Raw genomic sequence first — 22039 nt, 5'->3', positions numbered from 1 at the left:
AGGAGGAGGGGGGTGCGGGGGGAGGGGAGGAGCGTGGGGGGTGTGGGGGGTGTGGTGGCTGCCGTGGACGACATGGCTGCCGTGGGTGCCATGGCTGCCGAGGGTGTGGTGAATGGTGTCGAGGGTGTGGTGAATGCTGCGGGTGTCGTGTGGGCGGGGGGCGCTTCCGTAGGGATGGTTGCTGTTGCGCCGGAAGGGGTGGCGGGCGGCCGCACGGTGGCGGGTTGCTCGTGCACGGGGGTGGGTGCGGCTTCCCTGGCCTCGCCCCGGTCGCGTACGCCCTTCTGCGTGGGCTCGTCGTGCACCGGGTTCAGCCGCTCCTCGCGGCGCCGTTCCCGCACGGCGCGTCCACGGGCCACCACTCCCAGTACGAACACCGTCAGCACCACCAGCACCATCAGCTCGCCGATGAGGAGGCCCCAGAAGAGCCCGTACCCGGAGAGCTCGGCCGGTGGGGTGTGCGGCCAGGCGTTGGGGAGGTCGTTCGGTGCCGCGATCAGTTCGCGCAGGGCAAGGGGGGTCTGCGTGAAGGCGACGCCCTCCGGCCAGGCGCCGTGCGCGAAGAGTCCGGCCAGGCCCGTGGCCGTCCAGGCCAGTACGGTCAGCGCGAGGAAGAAGCCCAGGAGGCCGATCAGCAGGCCGTCCGGGATGCCGCCGCTGCCCCGTTCGTCGTCGCGTCCGCGCCCCGTACCGTGCCCTGCCTGCCGTGCCATGTCATGCCACCGTTGACTCGGACGACTCGTTCAGCCGTTGCTGGTGCTCGATCCGGGCCGCGCGTTGCTCCGCCTCCAGCTCCGCGGCTCGTACGTCCTCGGGAAGCATGTCGGTGTCGGAGCCCTCGGTCATCGCGCGGTCGGTGAAGACCAGGGGCCGTTCCGCCTCGGTGATCAGGTGTTTGACCACCTGCACGTTGCCGTTGACGTCCCAGACCGCGATACCCGGGGTGAGCGTGGGAATGATCTCGACCGCCCAACGGGGGAGGCCGATGACCCGTCCGGTCGCGCGCGCCTCGTCGGCCTTCTGCGCGTAGATCGTCCGGGTCGAGGCCATCTTCAGGATCGCCGCGGCTTCCTTCGCCGCGGCACCGTCCACCACGTCGCTGAGGTGATGGACGACGGCGACGAACGACAGACCGAGCCGCCGGCCGAACTTCAGCAGCCGCTGGAAGAGCTGGGCCACGAAGGGCGAGTTGATGATGTGCCAGGCCTCTTCCACCAGGAAGATGCGTTTCTTCCGGTCGGGCCTGATCCAGGTGTGCTCCAGCCAGACACCCACGATCGCCATCAGGATCGGCATGGCGATCGAGTTGCGGTCGATGTGCGAGAGGTCGAACACGATCAACGGGGCGTCGAGGTCGATGCCCACGCTCGTGGGGCCGTCGAACATGCCGCGCAGGTCACCGTCGACCAGCCGGTCCAGGACGAGAGCGACGTCCAGACCCCAGGCCCGTACGTCGTCTATGTCGACGTTCATCGCCTCGGCCGATTCGGGCTCGGGGTGGCGCAGCTGCTCCACGATGTCCATCAGGACCGGCTGGCGGTCGGTGATGGTCTCGTTCACGTAGGCGTGGGCGACCTTGAGCGCGAAGCCGGAGCGCTCGTCGAGCCCGTGGCCCATGGCGACTTCGATGATCGTGCGGAGCAGGGCGAGCTGGCCGGTGGTGGTGATCGTCGGGTCGAGCGGGTTGAGCCGGATACCGCCGTTCAGCGCCGCGGTCGGGTCCAGGCGGATGGGGGTTATCCCCAGTTCCTGCGCGATGAGGTTCCACTCGCCGACGCCGTCCTCGCCCTGGGCGTCCAGGACGACGACCTGCCGGTCGCGGAAGCGGAGCTGGCGCAGGACGTAGGTCTTCTCCAGCGCGGACTTGCCGTTGCCGGACTCACCGAGCACGAGCCAGTGCGGGGCGGGGAGCTGTTGCCCGTACAGCTGGAAGGGGTCGTAGATGTAGCCCTTGCCGGAGTACACCTCGCGTCCGATGATCACGCCGGAGTCGCCGAGGCCGGGGGCGGCGGTCGGCAGGTAGACGGCCTGGGCCTGGCCGGTCGACGTACGGACCGGCAGCCGCGTCGTCTCCACCTTTCCGAAGAGGAAGGCGGTGAAGGCATCCGACAATGCGGACAACGGGTCTCGCATGGCGTGACTGCCCTCTCTCTCGGTTTCCGGTCTCGTTCTTGCGGGTGCGGGTGGGTGCTTTGGGGTGTGGTGGCTGTCTGGTGGTGGTGTGTGGTGTCCGGCTGTCTGCGGTGATGCGGTGCTGCGGACCCTGGGTCAGTGGGTCAGTGGGTCAGCGGCGGATGCCCGTGGCGAATGGCAGGGTGTTCACGAAGGCGCGGTGGTGCTCGCGGTCGCACCACTCCAGCTTCAGATACGACTTGCCGGCCGAGGCCCGGATCGTCCGCTTGTCGCGGGCGAGGGACTCGGGTGATCGGGACGACACGGTGATGTACCCCACCAGGTTCACCCCGGCCGCGCCGCTCGCCAGGTCTTCACCCCGTTGGTCGAGCCGACCGTGGGCGGCGATGTCGCGTGGGTCGACGGTGCGGTTCATCTTGGCCTGGCGGCTGGCCTCGGCCTCGTCGTTCGTCTTCTCCGTCAGCATGCGCTCGATGGCCACCTCGGTGGGTTCGAGGTCCATGCAGACGGCGACCGTACGGATGACGTCCGGGGTGTGCACGAGGAGGGGTGCCAGGAAGTTGACGCCGACGGGGGTCATCGGCCACTCCTTCACCCAGGCCGTGGCGTGGCACCAGGGGGCGCGGGTCGAGGATTCGCGGGTCTTGGCCTGGAGGAACGTCGGCTCGACCGCGTCCAGTTCGGCCGGCCAGGCGTTGCGCTTCGTCATCGCCTGGATGTGGTCGATGGGGTGGTCGGGGTCGTACATCGAGTGGACGAGGGAGGCCAGGCGGCTCTGGCCGAGCGGCTGGCGTACCCGGATGTCGGCCTCGGCGAGGCGGGCGCAGATATCGGTGAGCTCGCGGGCCATGACGACGGCGAGCCCGGCGTCGCGGTCGAGCTTGCGGCCGCCCTGGGGGCGGGCCGCGCGGGCCATGGCGTGTCCCTCGGCGGCCAGTTCGCGGCTGTAGTGCATACAGGCGACGAGGTAGGCGCGGTGCTGCTCGCTGGAGGTGGAGACCATGGACTGGAGTTGGTCGTAGGACTCCTGGAGCCAGCCGGGGGCGGCCTTGTCGCCGCGCTGGGCGACGTCCTTGGCGTGCGCGTCGGGGTCGGCGGGCAGCGTACGGGCCAGCATCTGGAGGCGGGTCACGAAGCCGTCGCCGTTGGCCACGTGCTTGAGCAGGGTGCCGAACCGGTCGACCAGCGCTTCCTGGTCCTCGCTGTCGCGGAGGCCGACGCCGGGGCCCTCGATCTCGATGGCGGCGGTGACGGTGCGGCGGTCGGCGTGGAGGAGTACGGCGATCTCGTCGGGGCCGAAGGGGGCCGCGAGCCAGCCGATCCGGCCGATGCCGGGCGGTGGGCCGATCTCGACCTCACGGCCGTCGGCGCTGACGCCCGCTTCCATGGCGGTGGAGCGGTACGCGGTGCCGCGCCGCAGGGACCGCTTGAAGCTGCGGTTGATCTCGAACCACTTGTAGAAGGTGCGGTGCTTGTACGGGACGTACACGATGGCCAGCGCCAGCATGGGGAAGCCCATGAGCAGCACGATCCGCAGGGACAGGACGGGGACGATCAGCCCGCTCATCATGCCGAGGAACGCACCGGCGATGATCAGGGCGATCTCGCCGGTCTCGCGGTTCTTGCCGACGATCGCGTTCGGCCGGGCGCGGCCGATGAGATACGTACGGCGGGGCGTGATCGTGTGGGACTGGGTCGTCAACGCCCTCCACCTCCTGTGTTCGGATTACCTGTGCTGCCTGAACCGCCCCGGGGGGAGCGGCTGCCGTGGGGTGTGCCGGAGGTGGGGCCGCCTCCGCTGCGGGGCGAAGGTGCGGCGGAGGGGACAGATCCGCCGCCGCCTCCGCTCCCGCCGGTACTGCGGGAGCTGTGCGCGGCGACACCGCCGCTGGCGGGGTTGGAGGGGCGGGCGCCGCCTCCGCCGCCTCCGCTGTTCTGGTCGTTGCGGCCGCTGTGGGTCTTGATGCCCTGGGAGACGAGGGCGGCCGGGGAGCTGATCAGGGCGGCGGCCTGGGCGCCGTCGGTGGCCTGCTTCCGGTTGGTGCGGGCGCCCTGGATCTCGTCGCCGAAGCCGGGGACGAAGCGGTAGATCATGGCGGAGGCGAAGATGGCCAGCAGGATGATCGCGAGGCCGGAGACGACGGCGGAGAAGGCGTCGGGGCCGTCGTCCTCGGAGAGCGCCCCGGCCAGGCCGAGCACGATGAGGATGACTGGCTTCACCATGATCACCGCGATCATGATGCCCGCCCAGCGGCGTACGTGGCCCCACATGTTCTTGTCGACGAGGCCGGAGTACACGACGATGCCGAGGAGCGCGCCGACGTAGAGCAGGGCGGCCCGGATGACGAGCTCCAGCCACAGGACCCCGGCGGCGAGGATCGATACGAGCGAGACGACGATCAGCATGATCGGCCCGCCGCCGATGTCGTTGCCCTTTTTGAGGGCCTCGGCGAACGAGCCGAAGAAGACATCGGTCTGCCCGCCGGTGGAGCTGGCGATGACCTCGGTGACGCCGTCGGTGGCCGAGACGATCGTGTACAGGATGAGCGGCGTGAACGCGGAGGCGAGGACGGTCAGCCAGAGGAAGCCGACAGCCTCGGAGATCGCGGTGGTGAGCGGGACGCCGCGGATGGCGCGCTTGGCTACGGCGAGCAGCCACAGCACGAGGGTGAGGATGGTGGAGGCCGCGAAGATGACGGCGTACTGCTGGAGGAACTTGGGGTTCGTGAAGTCGACGTTCGCGGTGCTCTTCACGGCCTCGCTGAGCTTGCCGACGATCCACGCGGCGGCGTCGGCACAGCCACGGGCCAGGGAGGCCAGGGGGTCGGTGGAGTCCGGGGGGACGGGGGGGCCGGAGGAGGGGGAGCCTTCGCCGCCTTCGCAGTAGTCCTTGGCGGGGCCGTGGATGAGATCACACGGGTTATTGCTGCCACTCGGGCTCGGAGTGGGTGTGGGGGCCGCCGCAGCTTTGGTTGCAAGGATGATGGCGAATGCCTGGACGGTCGCCAGAAGGGCGACGACCGTCCGTGTATGACGACGTGGACTATCGGGCATAGGTGAACCCTCCGAACCCATTGACCGCGCCTGCGATCTCGTCTGCGCCGGACGCCCTTGTGTCGCCACCCACCGGAGCGGGACCATCCTTCTGGGAATGAGTGACGGCCTTCCAGTCGCCATTGATCCACATCAGTTCCATGGTGATGGTGAACCAGCCGTCGGCTACTGGCTTGGTCGAGCCCTCGCCGGCGAGGCCGACCAGACCGGTGCACCAGACCTCTACGGTGGTTTGGTCAGCAGCCACCTTTGTCACCTTGGTGCCGATGGGGGCGGTGCGGGATACGAAGGTGAAGCCACTGGGCGTTGAGCCGTCGTCATTGAGGCCGACATTCTCGAAGAAGTCGGGTGAATATGCCTGGTCGAGAGTGCTCCGGAACTGGTTCACAGAGGAAGGAGCGATGACAGCGTCGAGGATGCTGTCGCGCTTGGCTTTGTCGAACATCTCCGCAGACCCCAGCGCCACCGCGTAGTTCGCCGCCGCGCTCTGCGCCCCCTGCTGGTCGTGCGCGAAGCCCGAGGCGATCGTGCCGTTCTTGCCCTGTACCGGCTTGGTGCCCGTGGCCCTCGTCGGCGCGGGGCCTGCGGCGCCCGGTTTCTTTCCGTTGCCGGATGCCTCGTCGTCGCTGTTGCCGCCGCCGCCACCCCGGTTCGCGAAGGCGATGGCGGCGATGAGGAGGACGACGATGCCGACGACGGTGACGAGGGAGCGGGAGCTGCGGGCGGGACGGCGGGTGTGGGGGGCCGCGGTGTCGCCGTCGGGGAGGCGGGTGCGGGTCTGGCGGGTGCCGCCGAGGGTGCTGTACGGGTCGTCCGTGCGACCGCCCTGGTCCATGCCGCGGTAGTCGTGCTCGTCGCCGGGACTCATGCCGCGTACGCTCCCTCGGTCGTGTGCGGATCCGCGCAGGGCGACGGTAGCTGTGCTGGTTGCCGCGTGGGAGCGGTGTGGTGACTCGACATCAGGGAGACGCAACCTCAGCCGGTGGGCACGACGGGCGGATGGTGGGGGAGCGGGCTGGGACGGCCCGGGGTGGGACGGGGGCGGGTGACGGTGAGCAGGGCCGGCCGGTGGCCGGTCAGACGGCCATTCCGTAGACAATGGTGAACAGGGTGCCCAGTGAGCCGATGATGAAGACTCCGGTCAGGCCCGCCACGATCAGGCCCTTGCCCTGTTCCGCGCTGAACGTGTCACGCAGCGCCGTCGCCCCGATGCGCTGCTTCGCCGCGCCCCAGATCGCGATGCCGAGGCAGAGCAGGATGGCGATCGCCATCACCACCTCGATCATGATGCGCGCCTCGTTGCCCAGCGTCCCGAACGGCCCCCAGTTCGGGGCGATTCCGCCGATGATGGTGGTGATGTCGCCCTTTTCCGCTGCCAGGATCATGTAAGTCACCGCCCCTGTTGGGTAGTTCGCTGCCCGCGCCGAACAGCAACGGGTCGCCTTCTATCTTCGCTGATGAAACCGTGCCCGCACGACGCCTTCCCGGGTCTCTTTACCCGGATCTCGCACGTTTGACCGGGACGGCTGCCCTGACCTGCGGCTCGTTCCGGCTTTCCCGTGCATATGCATAGTCACTCTGTGTATCACGCGATATGACCACGAGCAACGACGGTGGCCATGGGTTCCCTACACGGTTGCAGCGTTCGTGGAGCACGGGGTGTTCGTATGCGCCGTACGAGAGCCGTCGGTGCGCCGGTCGGCTTCGTGTTCGACGTGTTCGATGCTTCGTCAGGAGGTGTGCGGGGAAGGGCGGTGCAGCCTGGGGCCGCGCCGTGGGTCTCACAGGATGGTGCGGCTCGGGGGTGCTGAACGAGGTGGCTTCATCCAACGCCTGGATGGCCGAAAATCGCACCAGGTGCCGTCGAAGGGGAAGGCTCCGGACTCCGCGAGAGCGGCCATCCGCTCTCCCTCGGTGCGGATGGCCGCGGCTTCCTCCGCCGACCAGTAGGCCGGGTGACCGGTCTTCTCGGTGAACGACCGCTCGTCCTTCCACCGCCATGTCCGGTCGGGCGCCACGGTGATGTCGAGTTCGTGGTCGACGACGTCGATGTCCTCGCCGTGGTGCACGCGGCGTTCCAGGTTCACGTACCAGCCGCGGAATTTCTGGCGTCGGCCGAAGAACCAGAACACCGCGTGTCCGGCTCCGAACGGCTGGTGGATGAGCGCGCTGCCCATGGGCCAGCGGTCGGCCTTCGCCGGGTACCCGTGCGCCGGGCGGTCCTGCGGCGGGATGTCGCGGAGATGGGCGCCGCCCGGGAGTTCGGTGCGCCACATCGGTGTTCCGGTCTCCAGCCAGAGCAGCCGGCCCGCCCTCGTACGTTCGACGAGGCGCACGGGAACGGAGGAACTCAGGTGGCCGCCGACGAAGAGGTTCCAGCGGAGTATCCCGCCCGGTGCGTCGCCCATCGGGCGATCATGCCACCGGGAGCTCGGGTGCGGGCCGCGCCTTCCCTACGCCTCGTCGTCGGCCGGGGCTTCGAGCAGGGACAGCTCGTCGGCGGTGAGCCGGAGTGCGCCGACGGCCACGTTGTCGGCCAGGTGGTCGGGGTTGCCGGTGCCCGGGATGGCCAGGACGTGGGGACCGCGGTTCAGCGTCCATGCCAGGCGGACCTGAGCGGCGGTCACCCCGTGCGCGCGGGCCACGGTGAGCACCCGGTCGTTGTCGGTGGAGGCCGCGCCCGTCTCGCGGCCCGCCCCGGCGATGGCGAAGAACGGTACGTAGGCGATGCCCTGCGCACCGCAGGCGTCCAGGAACTCGTGCTCCTCGCGCGGTGCGCCGACCGCGTACGCGTTCTGGACACAGACCACCGGTGCGATGGCCAGGGCCTCGGCGAGGTGGTCGGGGCGGGCGTTGGAGATGCCCAGGTGACGGATGAGCCCGGCCTCGCGGAGTTCGGCCAGCGCACCGAAGTGGGCGGCGATCGACCCCGAGGTCTCCTTGCGGGGGACCCGCAGGTTCACCACGTCGAGGTGGTCGCGGCCGAGCTGGCGCAGGTTCTCCTCGACCTGGCCGCGCAGCTGCTCCGGGGTGGCCCAGTGCCATGCGCCCCACGTGTCGCGTCCGGGGCCGACCTTGGTGGTGATGACGAGATCGTCCGCGTACGGGGCCAGTGCCCGGTTGATCAGCTCGTTGGCCGAGCGCAGCGGTGAGAAGTAGAAGGCGGCGGTGTCGATGTGGTTCACGCCCAGTTCGAGCGCCCGGCGCAGGACGGTGAGGGCCCGGTCGCGGTCGAGGGGGGTGCCGTCGGCGTTCTCCGTGAGGCGCATCGTGCCGTAGCCGATGCGGTTGACCGTCAGGTCGCCGAGTCTCCAGGTGCCCGCGGCCGAGGCCACGGTCGTCGACCTGATCTTCTCTGGGGGCATCAGCGGATGATGGCACGAACGGTCGCTCCGACACCCCGCGCGTAGGCCGTTCCGGTCTCGCGGCGGTGGACCAGGCACCTTTCCGCCTCTCGGCCCTGGGGAACAGAGTGGAGAAGGGCTCCCGTCACACGGACCGGGCGATCCCGTGGATCAGTTCGCGGGATTCCTCGATGCCGAGTGCCGCGTCGTCGAGCCGTTCGAGCAGCAGCCGGTAGTGCGTGAGCTCGGCCTCGGAATCGATGAACAGCGGGCCGTGCGACTGGTCGAGCTGCACGGTGTCCAGGCAGGGAACGGGACCCTGGACGTAGTACACGGACTGACCGGACCCCGGGTAGTACGTGGCTTCGAACGGGATCACACGCACCGTCACGTGATCGGCTTCGCTCGCCTCCAGTAAGTGGAGGAGCTGGGCGCGCGCCACCGCAGGGCCGCCGAACCTCATACGGAGAGCGGCTTCATGGATGAAGGCCCTGTACGGGACGGACCTGTTCCCGTACAGCGCGGCCTGACGCCTGGTCTGGTACGTGACACGGTCCTCGATCTCCGGCGGCGAGATCCCGGGCACTGCCTGACGGTGCAGCTCACGCGCGTGATCGACGGTCTGGAGCAGGCCGGGGAGGTGAATGCTGTGCGCCGCGTGCAGAGCCGTGCCGTGGTGCTCGACCTCGGCCAGATCGAGCAGTTCGGGCGGCAACGTCTCCCGGTACTCCTCCCACCAGCCGCGCCTGCGGTCACCCGTCATGGCGACCAGTGCCTCGATGAGGGCCTGATCGGTGCAGGAGTAGGCCCTGGCGGCGACGCGTACGCGCTCGGCGCTCACCCCGAACCGCGCCACCTCCATATTGCTCAGCTGACCCGGACTGGTGCCCAGCAGACCGGCTGCTTGAGTGGTGGTCAGCCCGGCTCGCCGGCGCAATCTGCGCAGTTCCGCTCCGAGGCGGCTGCGACGGGCGGTCGGTGCGGCCCTGCCTGCCATGGCGAACCCTCCTCGGAGGCGTGTGGATTACGCGATCACTCACACGAGTGATTCGCCGCGGGAATTCCGCCCATCGCGTGCAAAGAATCCTTGCGCGAATCTAGTGTCGGATCCAAGGTCATCAGCCCGGTGCCGCCCGCTCGACGGGGCGGCCCTGTCGCCGGGATTCGCTGTCCGATCCACCGACCCCCCTCCGTGAACGGAGACCTCCATGGCCGTGGCCACCGTATCGCCGCCCTGGGCCTACACCCTCCACCTCCCGCAGGACCCGCGTGCACCCGGAATCGCCCGTTCGACCCTCCGTACGGTGCTGCGCGCGCACGGGCTGACCGAACTCCGCGAGACCGCCGAACTGTTGGCGAGCGAGCTGGTCACCAACGCGTACCGCTACTCGTCGGGCGAGTACGCGCTGCGGCTGTGGGGAGCGGGGCGGCGACGTATCCGGTTGAGCGTGTGGGACACGAATCCCGAGATACCCGCTCCGTTCGACGGGGTGCGGAGGGCGGAACCGCAGCCGGAGCTCGCCGAGCACGGGCGTGGTCTGCACCTCGTCAGCCTCTGCGCGGACAACTGGGGCGCGTACGCGATGCGGGGCGGACTGCCGGGGCGGGACGGGAAGCTGCTGTGGGTCGAGTGCGGGGGAGGACGGGGCGAGGCGGAGTCCCGTGGGACGTAGGAACGGAAGACGGCACGTTCGGGTGAAGCATCGACCCCTGCCCGCGCCTTGTGGGCCCTGATGCGGCAAGGGCTGTGCCGCCGCCGGGCGCACATGACAGCGGCGTGTCGCGTCGTTCCGATTTGGCACAGTGCCGCTCCACGATCAAGGAGCGGGTGAGCTGGGTGAACTGGGTGAGTGAGGGTCGGCAGAGGCTGAGCGATCTGGCGGGACCGGCGGGTGGCGGCACGGAGCTGCGACACAGTGACGGGCCGTGGACGCGGGCCGCCGGGGGCGCGGACGCCCTGCGTACGCATATGGGCCCGGTGAAGGCGGAGTTGGAGGCGGCCCACGAGGGGCTGATGGCGGGAGCCGGTGCGCTGGCGGCGCTGGCCGAACTGGGCGCCGTACGGGACTCCTGGGAGCGGCGGATCGAAGCCGCACGCGGTGAGTGCGACAGCCTGGCCGGGAAACTGCGGGCCGTGGCACGGGCCCAGGGCGAGACGAACGAAGCCGTGAAGTCCGCCTTCGCGCCGGTGGCGCCGAACGGGGGCGGGACGCGGTGAGTGGGGTGCGTGGTGGGCCTGGAGTGCGTGGGGTGCCTGGGGCGCGTGGTGGAGTGGGCGGTATGTCCTCCACCCTGACGTGGGCGACGTTGTGTCAGGTGAAGTGCCACGAGCTGGAGGGCGCGGCCGACGGGTGGGGCAGAGCCGCGAACCGGGCCGGCGCGGCCCGCGACCGTAGCGAGAAGCAGCTCCTGAGCGGCCTCCGCGAGACGCAGCGGGGCGAGGCGGCCGAGGCGGCGGTCGGACGGCTGCGCCGGCTCGCCCGGAACTTCCAGTACGTGTACACGGAGTGCGGCCTGCTGCGTACGGCGCTGAACAGCCTGGCCCACGAGATGAAGGCCCAGCAGCGCGCGTTGCGGGACGCGTTGGACGACGCGGCGGCGCTGAGGTTCACGGTGCACGCGGACGGCTCGGTGACGTATCCGGAGGCGGGAGAAGGTCTGATCGACGGCGGTCCGTTGCCGGGCGGCACGGCGCCGGGGGTGGCCGGGCCGGGGCTCGTGGCGCCGTCCGGGCTGGTCGCGCCCAACCCGAACAGGGCAAAGGCCCAGGACATCGCCGACCGGGTGGTGCGGGCCGTACGGGCGGCGGCCGAGACCGACTGGCGGTACGCGGACATCCTCCGGAAGCTGAAGGCCGAGGAGGGGCTGAAGGTCCCGGACGCGACGTGGACGGACGCGGCGGCGGACGCGGCCGCGGTGCGGGACGCGGCGGGTGGCTACTTGGAGAAGGCCATCCCGCTCGACGCGACTCCGGCCGAGCGCAAGGAGTGGTGGGCCCGGCTGACGGACGAACAGCGCGAGGAATACCTCGCGGTGTACCCGGACCGGATCGGCAACCTGGACGGGATCCCGGCCCTGGTACGGGACGCGGCCAACCGGGACAACCTGCGGCTGCTCATCGGCAAGTTGGAGGGGCTGGACGATGACGCGGCGGCGACCAAGTTGCTGGCCCTGCGCGAGATCGACCGGCAGTTGCAGGCCGTCCCCGGGGCGGGGGACCCACCGATGTACCTGCTCGGCATCGGCGATGAGGGGAACGGGCGGGCGATCGTCTCGTACGGGAACCCTGATACGTCGAGGAATGTGGCGGCCTATGTCCCGGGGCTGAATACGTCCCTGGATGAAGAATTCGCGAAAGGTGATCTCAAGCGGTCCCGTGATCTGGCGATCGGTGCGCAACGGCACGATCCCTCCACGGCGGCGATCACATGGCTCGGATATGACGCGCCCCAGTCCCCCGACGGGTGGGGAAGCCTGGCTGTCGCGGGCGGCGGGAGAGCTGAGGCCGGCGGGAGGTCCTTCCACGGATTTATGGGTGGCTTGGCGGCCACCAATGAGCATGGGGATCCGCACATGACGGCAATCGGGCATTCCTACGGGTCCCGGACGGTGGGAGCCGCTACCCAGTACGGAGACGGAATCCCCGGCGTCAGCGACATCGTCCTTGTGGGGAGCCCCGGCGCGGGCGTGGACAGCGCCGACGAACTCGGAGTGGGGAGGGACCATGTCTTCGTCGGTGCGGCAAAGAACGACATCGTCACCGAACTGCCGTCCAGGAAACAGTCTTTGATCGGCTCTGCTGGGCTGCTGTTCGGCGGCCCGGCGGCTGCGTATGTCGCGGGGGATATCGCTGACCCGGGAGATGACGACGCGTGGTTCGGCAAGGACCCGGCCAGTGACGCATTCGGGGCGCGGCGCTTTCAGGTGGACGACGGCCCACCGCTGGTCGGGCGGGGCGGGCTCTCCATCGACGCGCACTCGCAGTACTTCGACCCGGAACTCGATAGATCGTCAGCAGACAGCATCGGGCTGGTCGCTGCAGGACATTCGCACATGGTCAAGATGGAGGAACCGCGATGAAGCCTCGTGCGCAACCGGTGATTGCGGCAATTCTTGCGGGGATGTTGTTGTCGGGCTGCGATGTGGCAGAGAGCGAAGATATGGATATGCAAGAGGCGGCAGAACATGCTGATGTGGTTCTTGACGCCGTTCTCAAGGAGATCGAGCCGAGCGTCAGGTGGACCCATGGCCCGACAACCACCGGTAGTTGCACCGTAACGCGGAGGCGGTCAGTGATGACCATTGTTTCCGCCGAGCGCCGGGGAAGTCTGCTGGGTGTCGTCGATCGCTTCTGGCGCAAAAGCGGATACAGGATCAAGGCGGTCAACAACGACGCCGATATCCCGGCGATCTATGCCGAGACGGAGAACGGGTTCCAGGTAAGCCTGATCGTTGCGGACAAGGGGCAGATCCACTTCGACGTCGACACCCCCTGCGTCACCCCCTCCGAAGTAACCGACTCCACCAGCAGGGCGACCGCCCCCACGTACGAGGGCATGGAGCACATCCCCCGCCCCAACATCCGCTCCGACTTCTGGTCCGCCGGGACCCTCGCGACCGGGGCGGCGGCGTCCTCCCCGTGACCGGCGCAATCCCTCTCAACTTGCCCACCGGGCAAAGTTTTTGAGCCCTGCATTGGGCCCTGGGGCCCATGCTGCGTCCCCCGCCGCTGTGGTCGCATACGTGGAGTGATTTATCTGTCGCTGCGCCGCCCACTCACAAGGTAGGGGACTGGTCTTGTCTGGCATACGAGGAGTCGCGGTTCCGGGCGGCGTTGATGTAAGCGCTGCCGCGGTCCGTCCGGGTGGGCATACGATGCCACGCCCGCTGCAGGCGGTGCTCATTCTCATCCAAGTGCTCCTCGTGGCCACGATCGTGGGTGCGATCGAGGCGTTGTCGGTCGCCTCGTCGGTCGATGCCGTCGACGGCTACCTGATCGGGATGATTCTGTACGCCGCACTGCCTGGCGTCTGCGGTTTCGTGCTGTCCCTGTATGCGCGTACAGGGGGTGTCTGGATCTGGCGTGGACTGCTCGCCGTACACATCTGGTTCATCCTCGGCGCGCTGGCGACGCTGAGCGGTGACGCCGGGGTGCAAGGGGTGACGCGGCTGGTGGTCCCTGCCGCCGTCGTGGTGTTGCTGACACGCCCCGGGTCGCGTGAGTGGTTCCGGCTGAGTCGTGAACAGCGCGCCGAGCAGCAGGCGTTCAGCGTCGCCCGGATGATGAAGCTGCGCCGGGACAACGGCCAGAGCGCGTTGGAGTACCTGGGTCTGGTCCTGGTGGTCGTGGCCCTCGTCGGCGCGATCACGGCGACGGGTATCGGCGGGTCGGTGTCCGGCCGGCTCCAGAGTGCGATCTGCGAGTTGACCGGCAGTTCGTGCCCGGCTCCGGGTACGGGTGTGGAGGCCGGTGGTGGTTCCGGGGGCGGCCAGGGCGGCGAGGGTTCGGCCTCCGGTGGCGCGGGCTCCGAAGGGTCGACCGTCACCGGAGGCACGACGGCCGGTGGGTCCGACACGGCCGGATCGGGCGGAACAGCCGGAACGGCCGGATCGGCCGGTACGGGAGGCTCCGGCGGTGCTGGAGGCGCAGGCGGCTCCGGCGGTGCCGGTGGATCGGGCGGTTCCGGTGGCTCCGGTGGTTCCGAAGGGTCGGGCGCGTCCGGTGGGGGCGATTCCGCTACGCCGGTCGACGCGGGTAGATCCGGTGGCGCCGGGGGAAGCGGCTCGGGCGGTGGTTCGGGCAGCGGCTCCGACGGCGGGTTCATCGACGGCTTCCTCGGTGACGGGCTCGGAGGCGATGTCAGCGGCATCGTCGACGCCGTCCTGCACCCCGTCGAGAGCGGCCGGGGCATTGTCGACCAGTGGACCCGGGACTCGCAGAACGCGAGCGACAAGTGGGACCGGGGCGACTTCATCGGTGCGGCCTGGGACCTGAACAAGGCCGCCGGTGGCGGTGGCGGCGCCGGAATGGGCATGCCTGGTTCCGGTGGCCGGGTCGACGCCAAGGTGCAGGAGGCCGAGCGCGGTTACCTCAACGACCGCATCCCGCAGAACGCCACTGCGGCCCAGCGCAAGGCCTGGTGGGACGGGCTGTCGCAGGAGCAGCGCGAACGGTACATCGAGCTGAGCCCGGAGCGGATCGGCAGCCTCGACGGCATTCCGGTCGAGGCCCGGGACGCGGCCAACCGCAAGAACCTCCAGGACCTGATCGGGAAGCTGGAGAAGACGGACACCGAGAAGGCCCAGAAGCAGCTGGCCGGCCTCAAGGAGATCGACCGGCAGCTCAAGGAGAAGAAGCAGCCGCCGATGTACCTGATCGGTATCGGGGACGAGGGCAACGGGAGGGCCATCGTCTCGTTCGGCAACCCGGACACATCGAAGAACGTGTCGGCGTACGTACCGGGGCTGAACACGTCCCTGGACGAGGAGTTCGCGAAGAACGACCTCGGGCGCGCCCGGGACACGGCCATCGGTGCCCAGGGGTACGACGAGTCCACCGCGTCGATCGTCTGGCTCGGCTACGACGCTCCGCAGCTGCCGGACAGCGACGGTGTGGGCGGGTACTTCGCGGTGATGGGTACCGGACGGGCGGAGAAGGGCGGTGCGGCCTACAGCGACTTCATGGGCGGCATCGCGGCCACCAACCAGAACAAGGACCCGCATGTGACGGCCATCGGGCACTCCTACGGCTCGCGCACCGTCGGTGCCGCGGCGAAGGGGGAGGGCGGCATTCCGGGGGTCGACGACATCATCCTGGTCGGCAGTCCCGGGGTGGGTGTGGACCACGCCGTGGACCTCGGGGTCGGCAGCGGGCACGTCTTCGTCGGAGCCGCCGCCAATGACCCGGTGACCAAGCTTCCGTCCAAGACGCAGGCCGCGGTGGGGGCCATCGGTCTCATCGCGGGCGGTCCCGGTGTCTCCTACCTGGTGGGCGATCTGGCCGATCCGGGGGACGATGACCTCTGGTTCGGCAAGGACCCGGCGAGCAAGGCGTTCGGGGCCCAGCGGTTCCCCGTGGACCCCGGGCCGCCGGTGATCAGTGGCAGCGGTGTCAGTCTGGACGCCCACTCGCAGTACTTCGATCCTGAACGGGACGCCGTCTCGGCGGACAGCATCGCTCTGATCGTGTCGGGGCACTCCGACCGGCTCAAGATGGAGGAACAAAGGTGAGGCGAAGGTTCCCGATCGTGGCGATGGCCCTTGCTCTCGGGCTCGCTCTGTCCGGCTGCGGGAGCGAGGACACGCTGCGGACGGACGCGGGGAAGAAGAGCGGTATGAACATGCAGGAAGCCGCCGAACAGTCCGACAAGATGCTCGACGCGGTACTGGAGGGCATCGACCCGGAGGTCGAGTGGGCGCACGGTCCCACGACCACGCGCGCCTGCGGGGTGACCCGCAGGCGGACCGTGATGACCATCGTGTCCGCCGACCGCCGTGAGACGTTCCTGGACCGGGTGGAGACCTTCTGGCGGGACAACGACTACCGGATCAAGGCGGTCAACGCCGACAAGGTGTTCCCCGCCGTCTACGCCGTGACGAAGAGCGGGTTCGGCATCAGCGTCAGCATTCGCGGCAAGGGTCAGGCCTTCTTCGAGGCGGACAGCCCCTGCGTGAAGGAGTCGAAGGTCGCCGACCCCACCGCCGAACCGAACGGTCCCGCGTACGAAGGTGTCTACCCGCTGCCCCGTCCCAACGTCCGCTCCGATTTCTGGTCCGCCGGAGCGTCCTGAGGGTCGGTCAGTCCCACCGATGACCCGAACGACTCGTACACACCCTCGAAAACGCCCTTGAACCACGCACGAATGGGGGATGGTTGAGGGGTGCGGAAATTTTGGGTGATCGGTGGGATCGGCGTCGGGATGGCCATGTGCTTCGTGGCCCTGCTCGTCGTCGGTACGTACTCGGCCGCCGCCGGGATCGCGGGAGCCGGCGGCGGTGGTGCCGTGGGGCTGGCCAAGGGGGCTGTTCCGGCGCGGTATCAGCCGCTGGTGCAGAAGTGGGGCAATCTCTGTCCCGCCATCAACCCCGCGCTCCTGGCCGCCCAGCTGTACCAGGAGAGCGGATGGAACCCGAAGGCGCAGAGTCACGCCGCCGCGCAGGGCATCGCGCAGTTCATCCCCGGGACCTGGGCTTCGCACGGGGTCGACGGGGACAAGGACGGCGACCGGGACGTATGGGACCCGGCGGACGCGATTCCGTCCGCGGCCTCGTACGACTGTGAGCTCGCCGGGTATGTGAAGAAGGTCCCGGGCGATCCCACCGACAACATGCTGGCCGCCTACAACGCCGGTGCCTACCGGGTGATCAAGGCGGGCGGGGTCCCCGGGATCGCGGAGACGCAGAACTACGTCAAGATCATCCGGTCCCTGGAGAAGAGCTTCGCCAGGCCCGTCGGTCGCGTCGAGCCGTCCCGGCAGGCCGCCGGTGCCATCTACTTCGCGCAGGGCCGGCTCGGCACCCCGTATCTGTGGGGCGGCAACGGGACGAAGGAGCAGGGCGGCCGGTTCGACTGTTCCGGGCTGACCCAGGCCGCGTACCGCACCGTCGACATCGACCTGCCCCGTGTGGCCAACGACCAGTACAACGCCGGGCCGCACCCCTCGCGGGACGAGCTGCTGCCGGGGGACCTGGTGTTCTTCTCCGACGACCTGACCAATTCGCGGGCCATCCGGCACGTGGGGCTCTACGTCGGTGGCGGGTACATGATCAACGCTCCGTACACCGGGTCCGTGATCCGGTTCGACAAGATCGACACCCCCGATTACTTCGGTGCGACGCGGGTCACCAAGGACGGGGCCGCCGCTCTTCCCAGGGACCTTCCCTCCGCCTGACCGGGAGAGGGAGGGGAGAGGAAGGCACGCGGGAGGGGAGCGGTTCGGGCGGGACGGAAGCGGGCGGGGATCGGGCCGGGGCTCGGTCGCGCCTGACGGAGAGTCGGCCGTGGCCGGAACTCTCCGTGAAGCCTGGGCCCTGAGCTGCGACGATGAGTCACTCTTCGATAACGTCATGGTGATCATTCGGTGGAGAGCGGAACGTAGACGGTGGGCAGGCCGTTCCCTGAACTGGGACAGCATGCGCACTGACCATGCGGACGCCGGTCCGGACGTCGTGCGACAGCGTGGTCGCACGGTGACGGGACCGCAGCAGCTGGACCGCGGTATCCGGATCGCACCGAACACGGGGGTTCGACCGATGCGGCGCGCGCGGACGCGCGTCGCGGCAGCAGACAAGGCAAGGGGCCGCAGCAGATGGCTGGACTCGCACTCGATGGGTCGAACCCCGACGTCAGCCTGCTCTACGACATCAACGGGCTGGCGAAGGCCGCTCCCCCCTGGTTCGACCGGGTCATGGAGTTCGTCGGTGAGTACGGGATCATGCTCGGCATGGTCCTGGTGGCCCTGTGGTGCTGGTGGAGCGTTCGCCGGCGCGGCACGGCCGAGGACTCGGTGTCGGCCGTCGCCGGGATCATCTGGGCACCGCTCGCCGCGGGGATCGCCCTGCTCATCAACATCCCGATCCGTGGGTTCGTGGAACGGCCGCGTCCGTTCAACGACCACGACGGTCTCGACGTCCTGGTGAAGGGGAAGACGGACTTCTCGTTCGTCAGCGACCACGCCACGATGGCGATGGCCATCGCCGTCGGACTCTTCGTGGCCAACCGGAAGTTCGGGTTCGTCGCCCTCGGGCTCGCGCTCGTCGAAGGTTTCTGCCGCGTCTACATGGGCGTGCACTACCCCACCGACGTGATCGGCGGCATGGCTCTCGGTACGGCCGTGGCCCTGCTGCTCGCCCCGCTGGCCATGGCGCTGCTGACCCCGCTGGTGACGGCCGTCTCCCGGTCGGAACGGGTGGGCGGGCTCGTACGGTCCCGTCGTCCCGGCGCCGTGTCCGACGACGGGCGTGAGGACGCGCTCGGGATTCCCGAGCCGCGGCCGGGGTCCGGCCGCGGCAACGCGGGGGAGAAGGACCTGGCGGCCTGATCCGGGCCTCGCGGTGTCCGGGCCTCACGGCTTCGGATCCGACCCGGCGCCCCGGGGCCTCACGGCTTCGGGGCTTTGTCGTGCCCGGCGAACCTCACTGCGCCGGACGGAGACCGGAGACCGGAGACGAAGGACGCCACCGTGCCGGACAGAGGCCGGGGACCGGGGACACCGTGCCGGACGGAGATCGGAGACCGGAGGCCGGAGACCGGGGACCGGGGACGTCACCGTGCCGGACGGCCTCGGAACGTCGGGGAAAGCCTCACAGCGCCTGGGAGAAAGTGAACAGGCCCGCCGGGTCGTACCGCCTCCTCAGACGCGTGAGGCGGTCCGCCGATGTGCCGTAGTAGGCCGTCCGCCAGTCGGTCAGCAGGGGGTCCGCGTAGTTCTGGTACGCCGCTCCCGACGCGTATCGGCGTAGCGCCCCATGAGTGTTTTTCAGCCACTCCTGTTGCGCACTACCGGAGCTGTCGGGGCGCCAGGAACCGATGTACTGGGCGAGCATCCGTGAGCGGCGGTGGACGAACGCCGTTGCCTGCGGGTCGACCCGGTTGATGGCCCCGCCCAGCGCGGTCAGGGCAACGGAACCGCCGCCTCCGCCCTGCTCCCGCGCCGCGCCGATCCGGGTGAACGCTTCCGTGCGGTCGATCAGGGCGCGCAGGCCCGCCGGGGGGAGCGACCCGGTGAAGAAGTCGGATGCGGCGGCGTACGTCTCGCGCTGGAGGACCCCGTCCGCTGTACGGCCCGGTGTCGTACCCGGCAGATGGCACTGCGCGTCCGTGATGCCCGAGCAGCCCGCGTACACGAGCATCGCCTCCTGGTAGCTGCGGCGGCGCAGCGATACGGAGGAGGCCGAGGCGCCTATTCGGTCGGCGAGGCGGTCGACGGCGTTCTGCAGGTCCCCGTACGTACCGAGGCTGAAGGCGGCGACCGTGAGGGTGGGGGTGCCGCCGCCGGGACCTGCGGCGAGGTGGACGGAGGACCAGATCTCGTCCGGCTGGTCGGGGCCCCACTCCTGCCAGGCGGCGAGGACCGCCCGGGCGCGGGACCAGGGCCAGCTGAGGTAGGCGCTGACCGTTCGGGGGACCGGGCGGGTACGGAAGCGGAGTTCGGTGACGACGCCGAAGTTGCCGTTGCCCGCGCCGCGCAGCGCCCAGAACAGGTCCTGGTGGTGGGAGGCGTCCGCGGTGACCGTCCTGCCGTCGGCCGTGACCATCCGGGCCGAGGTGAGGCTGTCGCAGGTCAGACCGTACGCACGGGACGCGACGCCGTGGCCGCCGCCGAGGGTGAGGCCGGAGATCCCGACGGTGGGGCAGGAGCCGCCCGGGATGGTGCGGCCGTGCCGGGCGAGGCCCTGGTAGACGTCGATGAGCCGGGCGCCCGCGCCGATGGTGCTGTCGGTGCCGTCGCGGTCGACCCGGGCGAGTGAGGAGACGTCGATGACGAGGCGGCCGTTGCCGCTGGACCAGCCCGCGTAGGAGTGGCCGCCGCTGCGGATCGCCACGGGGGTGCCGGTCGAGCGGGCGAAGGCCAGGCAGGCGCGGATGTCGTCCTCGTGCCGCGCGTACGCCACCGCCGCGGGCTTCAGTCCGTCGAACCGGGTGTTGTAGAGCTGCCGGGCCGTGGCGTACGCGGAGTCGCCGGGCCGTACGAGGGCGCCGTCGAGGCCGCGGGCCAGCGCCGGCCAGTCGGCGCGGGACGGTGAGGCGGACCCGGACGGGGCGGGGTGGGGCGTGGCCGACGCGGTGCTGGTGCCGGGGCCCGCGCCGGTGCCGTGGTCCGGAGGATCGCAGGCCGCGGCGGTGGCGGTGGCGAGCGCCGCGGCGAGGCCGGTGCCCAGCATGGTGCGGCGGGTCGGCGCGGTGGGGGCGTTCATGGGACCTCCGGGTCGGGCCTCCGGCCGGTACGTGCGACGGTCCGGGAACGTAGGGGTACCTCCCGGAACTTCCCGGAACTTCTTGGAACTTCTTGGAACAGCCCGGGAATCCGCCGGCGTTCACGGGCGTCCGGGGGCTTCAGGGAGTGGAAAGGTGCTCTTCCGCGTCGGTGCGGGCCCGGTCCCGTGATCTGCGGGCGGGTCCCGACCAGCCGCAGGTGCAGCGGGCCAGGCAGAACGAGCCCCGCTCGATCGTCGTGGTGCTGTGCGCCGCGACGTACGACGGGGGCGGGATCCGCAGAGGGGCGGGAGGGGCGAGGGGGAGGAGGGGGGCGGAAGGTGCGGGTGCCGGGGTGGTGGGGGCTGGGGTGGGGGCTTCCTCATGCACGCGTCCACGGTACTGGCGGCGGCCCCCGTACGGGAGGGTGAGCGGGCCGATCCGTCCGCCGCTGGGGGCGGGGGCGCGGTGGGGGCGCGCCGGGGCGGCGTGACGGGGGACCCCGGTGGTCGTTATGCGGGGCGGGTGAGGGCTCGGCCGGGTGGTAAGTCGTTGGGGGTTGGCAGGCGATGGTGGTGCGGCAGCACAGGTGCGGAGGCGGGCCCCTGGCGGTCCGTGCCCTCGCGGTGGCGGGTGTGATGGCGGTGGCCGCCGGGTGTGCGGGCGGTGGCGGTGGTGGCAGCGGCGGGGCGGGGGCCGGCGGTGCCGTGTCCGCGGAGCGTCCGGCCGTCGTGCTCGGGCAGGCGGCCGACGTGCTGGCGGAGGCGGGCGGCGCGGAGACCCGTACGTCCATGGAGACGGCGGTCGGCGGGACCCGGGTGACGATCAGGGGACAGGGGACGTACGACTTCCGCAGACAGCTCGGGCAGATCAAGGTCGTGCTCCCGAAGGACGCCGCGGGTGCCGATGGGCACCGGCCGATCATCGAGCTGCTGGCCCCCGGGGCCCTCTATATGAAGCACCGCGGCGCCGGAGTCCCCGACGACAAGTGGGTCAGGGTCGACACGACGGCTCTGGAGGACGGCAATCTCGTCACCGGTGGGGTCACCGATCCGATGGCCGCGGCCGAACTGCTGCGCGGCGCGCGTGAGGTGACGTACCGGGGGAGGACGGAGCTGGCCGGGGTGGCGGTGCGTCACTACCGGGGCGTCGCGGACCTGGCGCGGGCGGCGCTGGCGGCCTCACCGCTGTCACGCGGTGCGCTGGCCGCGGCGGCGAAAGGGTTCAGCAGGGACGCGGTGCCGTTCGACGCGTATCTGGACGACGAGGGACGGCTGCGGAAGGTGCGCCACCGCTTCAGCTTCGCCGCCGAGGGACCCGCGGTGTCCGTGATCTCGACCATGCTCCTGTACGGGTTCGGGGCGACGGTCACCGTGACGTTGCCGGACGATGCGCACATCTATACGGGCAGGATCAGACAGAGCTGATAGGCGCGCGGGATCGGACGGGGCTGACGCGGCGGGCGGGGCCGGGAGCGACGGGGCGTGGTGCGTGGGGTCCGGTTGGGTGGCCGAAATGGTCCGTCCGTGCCATGCGCGGCGCGTATCGCGATCCCTACGCTAGGAAGCGGTACGCCAAGGGTCGGCGTCGGCGG

The 22039-nt window shown here is 70.1% G+C and carries 19 protein-coding genes and 1 pseudogene; 9 read left to right on the top strand and 11 right to left on the bottom strand.

The features are described 5' to 3' along the window. The 9 genes and pseudogenes from A6A29_RS46485 to A6A29_RS14740 all read right to left on the bottom strand — a co-directional run. A pseudogene (locus tag A6A29_RS46485) lies at positions 1-713 on the bottom strand (type VI secretion protein); the annotation flags it as partial. Position 714: 1 nt separating this feature from the next. Beyond that, entirely contained in the window at positions 715-2133 is a 1419-nt protein-coding gene (locus A6A29_RS14775) for an ATP-binding protein (protein ID WP_073720520.1), read from the bottom strand. A gap of 151 nt (positions 2134-2284) precedes the next feature. Next, positions 2285-3835, bottom strand: a complete 1551-nt coding sequence (locus A6A29_RS14770) for an SCO6880 family protein (protein WP_073720519.1) — start codon at positions 3833-3835, stop codon at positions 2285-2287. Further along, positions 3832-5187, bottom strand: a complete 1356-nt coding sequence (locus A6A29_RS14765) for a hypothetical protein (RefSeq protein WP_198953070.1) — start codon at positions 5185-5187, stop codon at positions 3832-3834. The genes A6A29_RS14770 and A6A29_RS14765 overlap by 4 nt, the downstream gene beginning before the upstream one ends. Beyond that, a complete protein-coding gene (locus tag A6A29_RS14760) occupies positions 5177-6055 on the bottom strand; it encodes a hypothetical protein (protein WP_073720518.1) in 879 nt (292 codons plus the stop codon). The genes A6A29_RS14765 and A6A29_RS14760 overlap by 11 nt, the downstream gene beginning before the upstream one ends. A 208-nt stretch (positions 6056-6263) precedes the next feature. Next, positions 6264-6572, bottom strand: coding sequence for a hypothetical protein (locus A6A29_RS14755; RefSeq protein ID WP_015610155.1), 309 nt, complete (start codon positions 6570-6572; stop codon positions 6264-6266). A 396-nt stretch (positions 6573-6968) separates the two neighbouring features. Further along, positions 6969-7595: a DUF402 domain-containing protein gene (locus tag A6A29_RS14750; RefSeq protein ID WP_073720517.1), complete on the bottom strand. Its 627-nt coding sequence runs from the start codon at positions 7593-7595 to the stop codon at positions 6969-6971. A 45-nt stretch (positions 7596-7640) separates the two neighbouring features. After that, positions 7641-8552, bottom strand: a complete 912-nt coding sequence (locus A6A29_RS14745) for an aldo/keto reductase (RefSeq protein WP_073720516.1) — start codon at positions 8550-8552, stop codon at positions 7641-7643. A 124-nt stretch (positions 8553-8676) separates the two neighbouring features. Beyond that, positions 8677-9528, bottom strand: coding sequence for a DUF5753 domain-containing protein (locus A6A29_RS14740; RefSeq protein ID WP_073720515.1), 852 nt, complete (start codon positions 9526-9528; stop codon positions 8677-8679). 211 nt (positions 9529-9739) lie between these two features. On the opposite strand from A6A29_RS14740, the gene A6A29_RS14735 reads away from it, so the two are divergent. The 8 genes from A6A29_RS14735 to A6A29_RS14700 all read left to right on the top strand — a co-directional run bounded on the left by A6A29_RS14735 (position 9740) and on the right by A6A29_RS14700 (position 18571). Continuing rightward, a complete protein-coding gene (locus A6A29_RS14735; protein ID WP_073720514.1) occupies positions 9740-10204 on the top strand; it encodes an ATP-binding protein in 465 nt (154 codons plus the stop codon). Positions 10205-10368: 164 nt separating this feature from the next. Beyond that, entirely contained in the window at positions 10369-10749 is a 381-nt protein-coding gene (locus tag A6A29_RS14730; RefSeq protein WP_107468219.1) for a hypothetical protein, read from the top strand. A gap of 62 nt (positions 10750-10811) precedes the next feature. Beyond that, positions 10812-12611: an alpha/beta hydrolase gene (locus tag A6A29_RS14725; protein ID WP_073720513.1), complete on the top strand. Its 1800-nt coding sequence runs from the start codon at positions 10812-10814 to the stop codon at positions 12609-12611. Between the two features lie 41 nt (positions 12612-12652). After that, entirely contained in the window at positions 12653-13174 is a 522-nt protein-coding gene (locus A6A29_RS14720) for a hypothetical protein (protein WP_073720548.1), read from the top strand. Between the two features lie 232 nt (positions 13175-13406). Then, a complete protein-coding gene (locus tag A6A29_RS14715) occupies positions 13407-15761 on the top strand; it encodes an alpha/beta hydrolase (protein WP_073720512.1) in 2355 nt (784 codons plus the stop codon). A gap of 23 nt (positions 15762-15784) precedes the next feature. Beyond that, entirely contained in the window at positions 15785-16321 is a 537-nt protein-coding gene (locus tag A6A29_RS14710; RefSeq protein WP_079182751.1) for a hypothetical protein, read from the top strand. A 105-nt stretch (positions 16322-16426) separates the two neighbouring features. After that, positions 16427-17422, top strand: coding sequence for a C40 family peptidase (locus A6A29_RS14705; protein ID WP_073720511.1), 996 nt, complete (start codon positions 16427-16429; stop codon positions 17420-17422). A 417-nt stretch (positions 17423-17839) separates the two neighbouring features. Further along, positions 17840-18571, top strand: coding sequence for a phosphatase PAP2 family protein (locus tag A6A29_RS14700; RefSeq protein ID WP_073720510.1), 732 nt, complete (start codon positions 17840-17842; stop codon positions 18569-18571). Between the two features lie 262 nt (positions 18572-18833). Here the strand turns inward: A6A29_RS14700 and A6A29_RS14695 are convergent, their stop codons facing one another. Beyond that, entirely contained in the window at positions 18834-20447 is a 1614-nt protein-coding gene (locus A6A29_RS14695; RefSeq protein ID WP_073720509.1) for an FAD-binding oxidoreductase, read from the bottom strand. A 139-nt stretch (positions 20448-20586) separates the two neighbouring features. Continuing rightward, a complete protein-coding gene (locus tag A6A29_RS14690; protein WP_073720508.1) occupies positions 20587-20835 on the bottom strand; it encodes a hypothetical protein in 249 nt (82 codons plus the stop codon). Positions 20836-21014: 179 nt separating this feature from the next. On the opposite strand from A6A29_RS14690, the gene A6A29_RS14685 reads away from it, so the two are divergent. Continuing rightward, positions 21015-21872 carry a hypothetical protein gene (locus A6A29_RS14685; RefSeq protein WP_073720507.1) on the top strand — a complete coding sequence of 286 codons (858 nt, stop codon included), beginning with the start codon at positions 21015-21017 and terminating at the stop codon, positions 21870-21872. Positions 21873-22039 lie beyond the last annotated feature (167 nt).

This window comes from Streptomyces sp. TSRI0281, from assembly GCF_001905125.1.
In the GTDB taxonomy this organism is placed as follows: domain Bacteria; phylum Actinomycetota; class Actinomycetes; order Streptomycetales; family Streptomycetaceae; genus Streptomyces.
The sequence above is the reverse complement of the archived record's forward strand: the minus strand, read 5'-3'. Positions and strand labels throughout refer to the sequence as shown.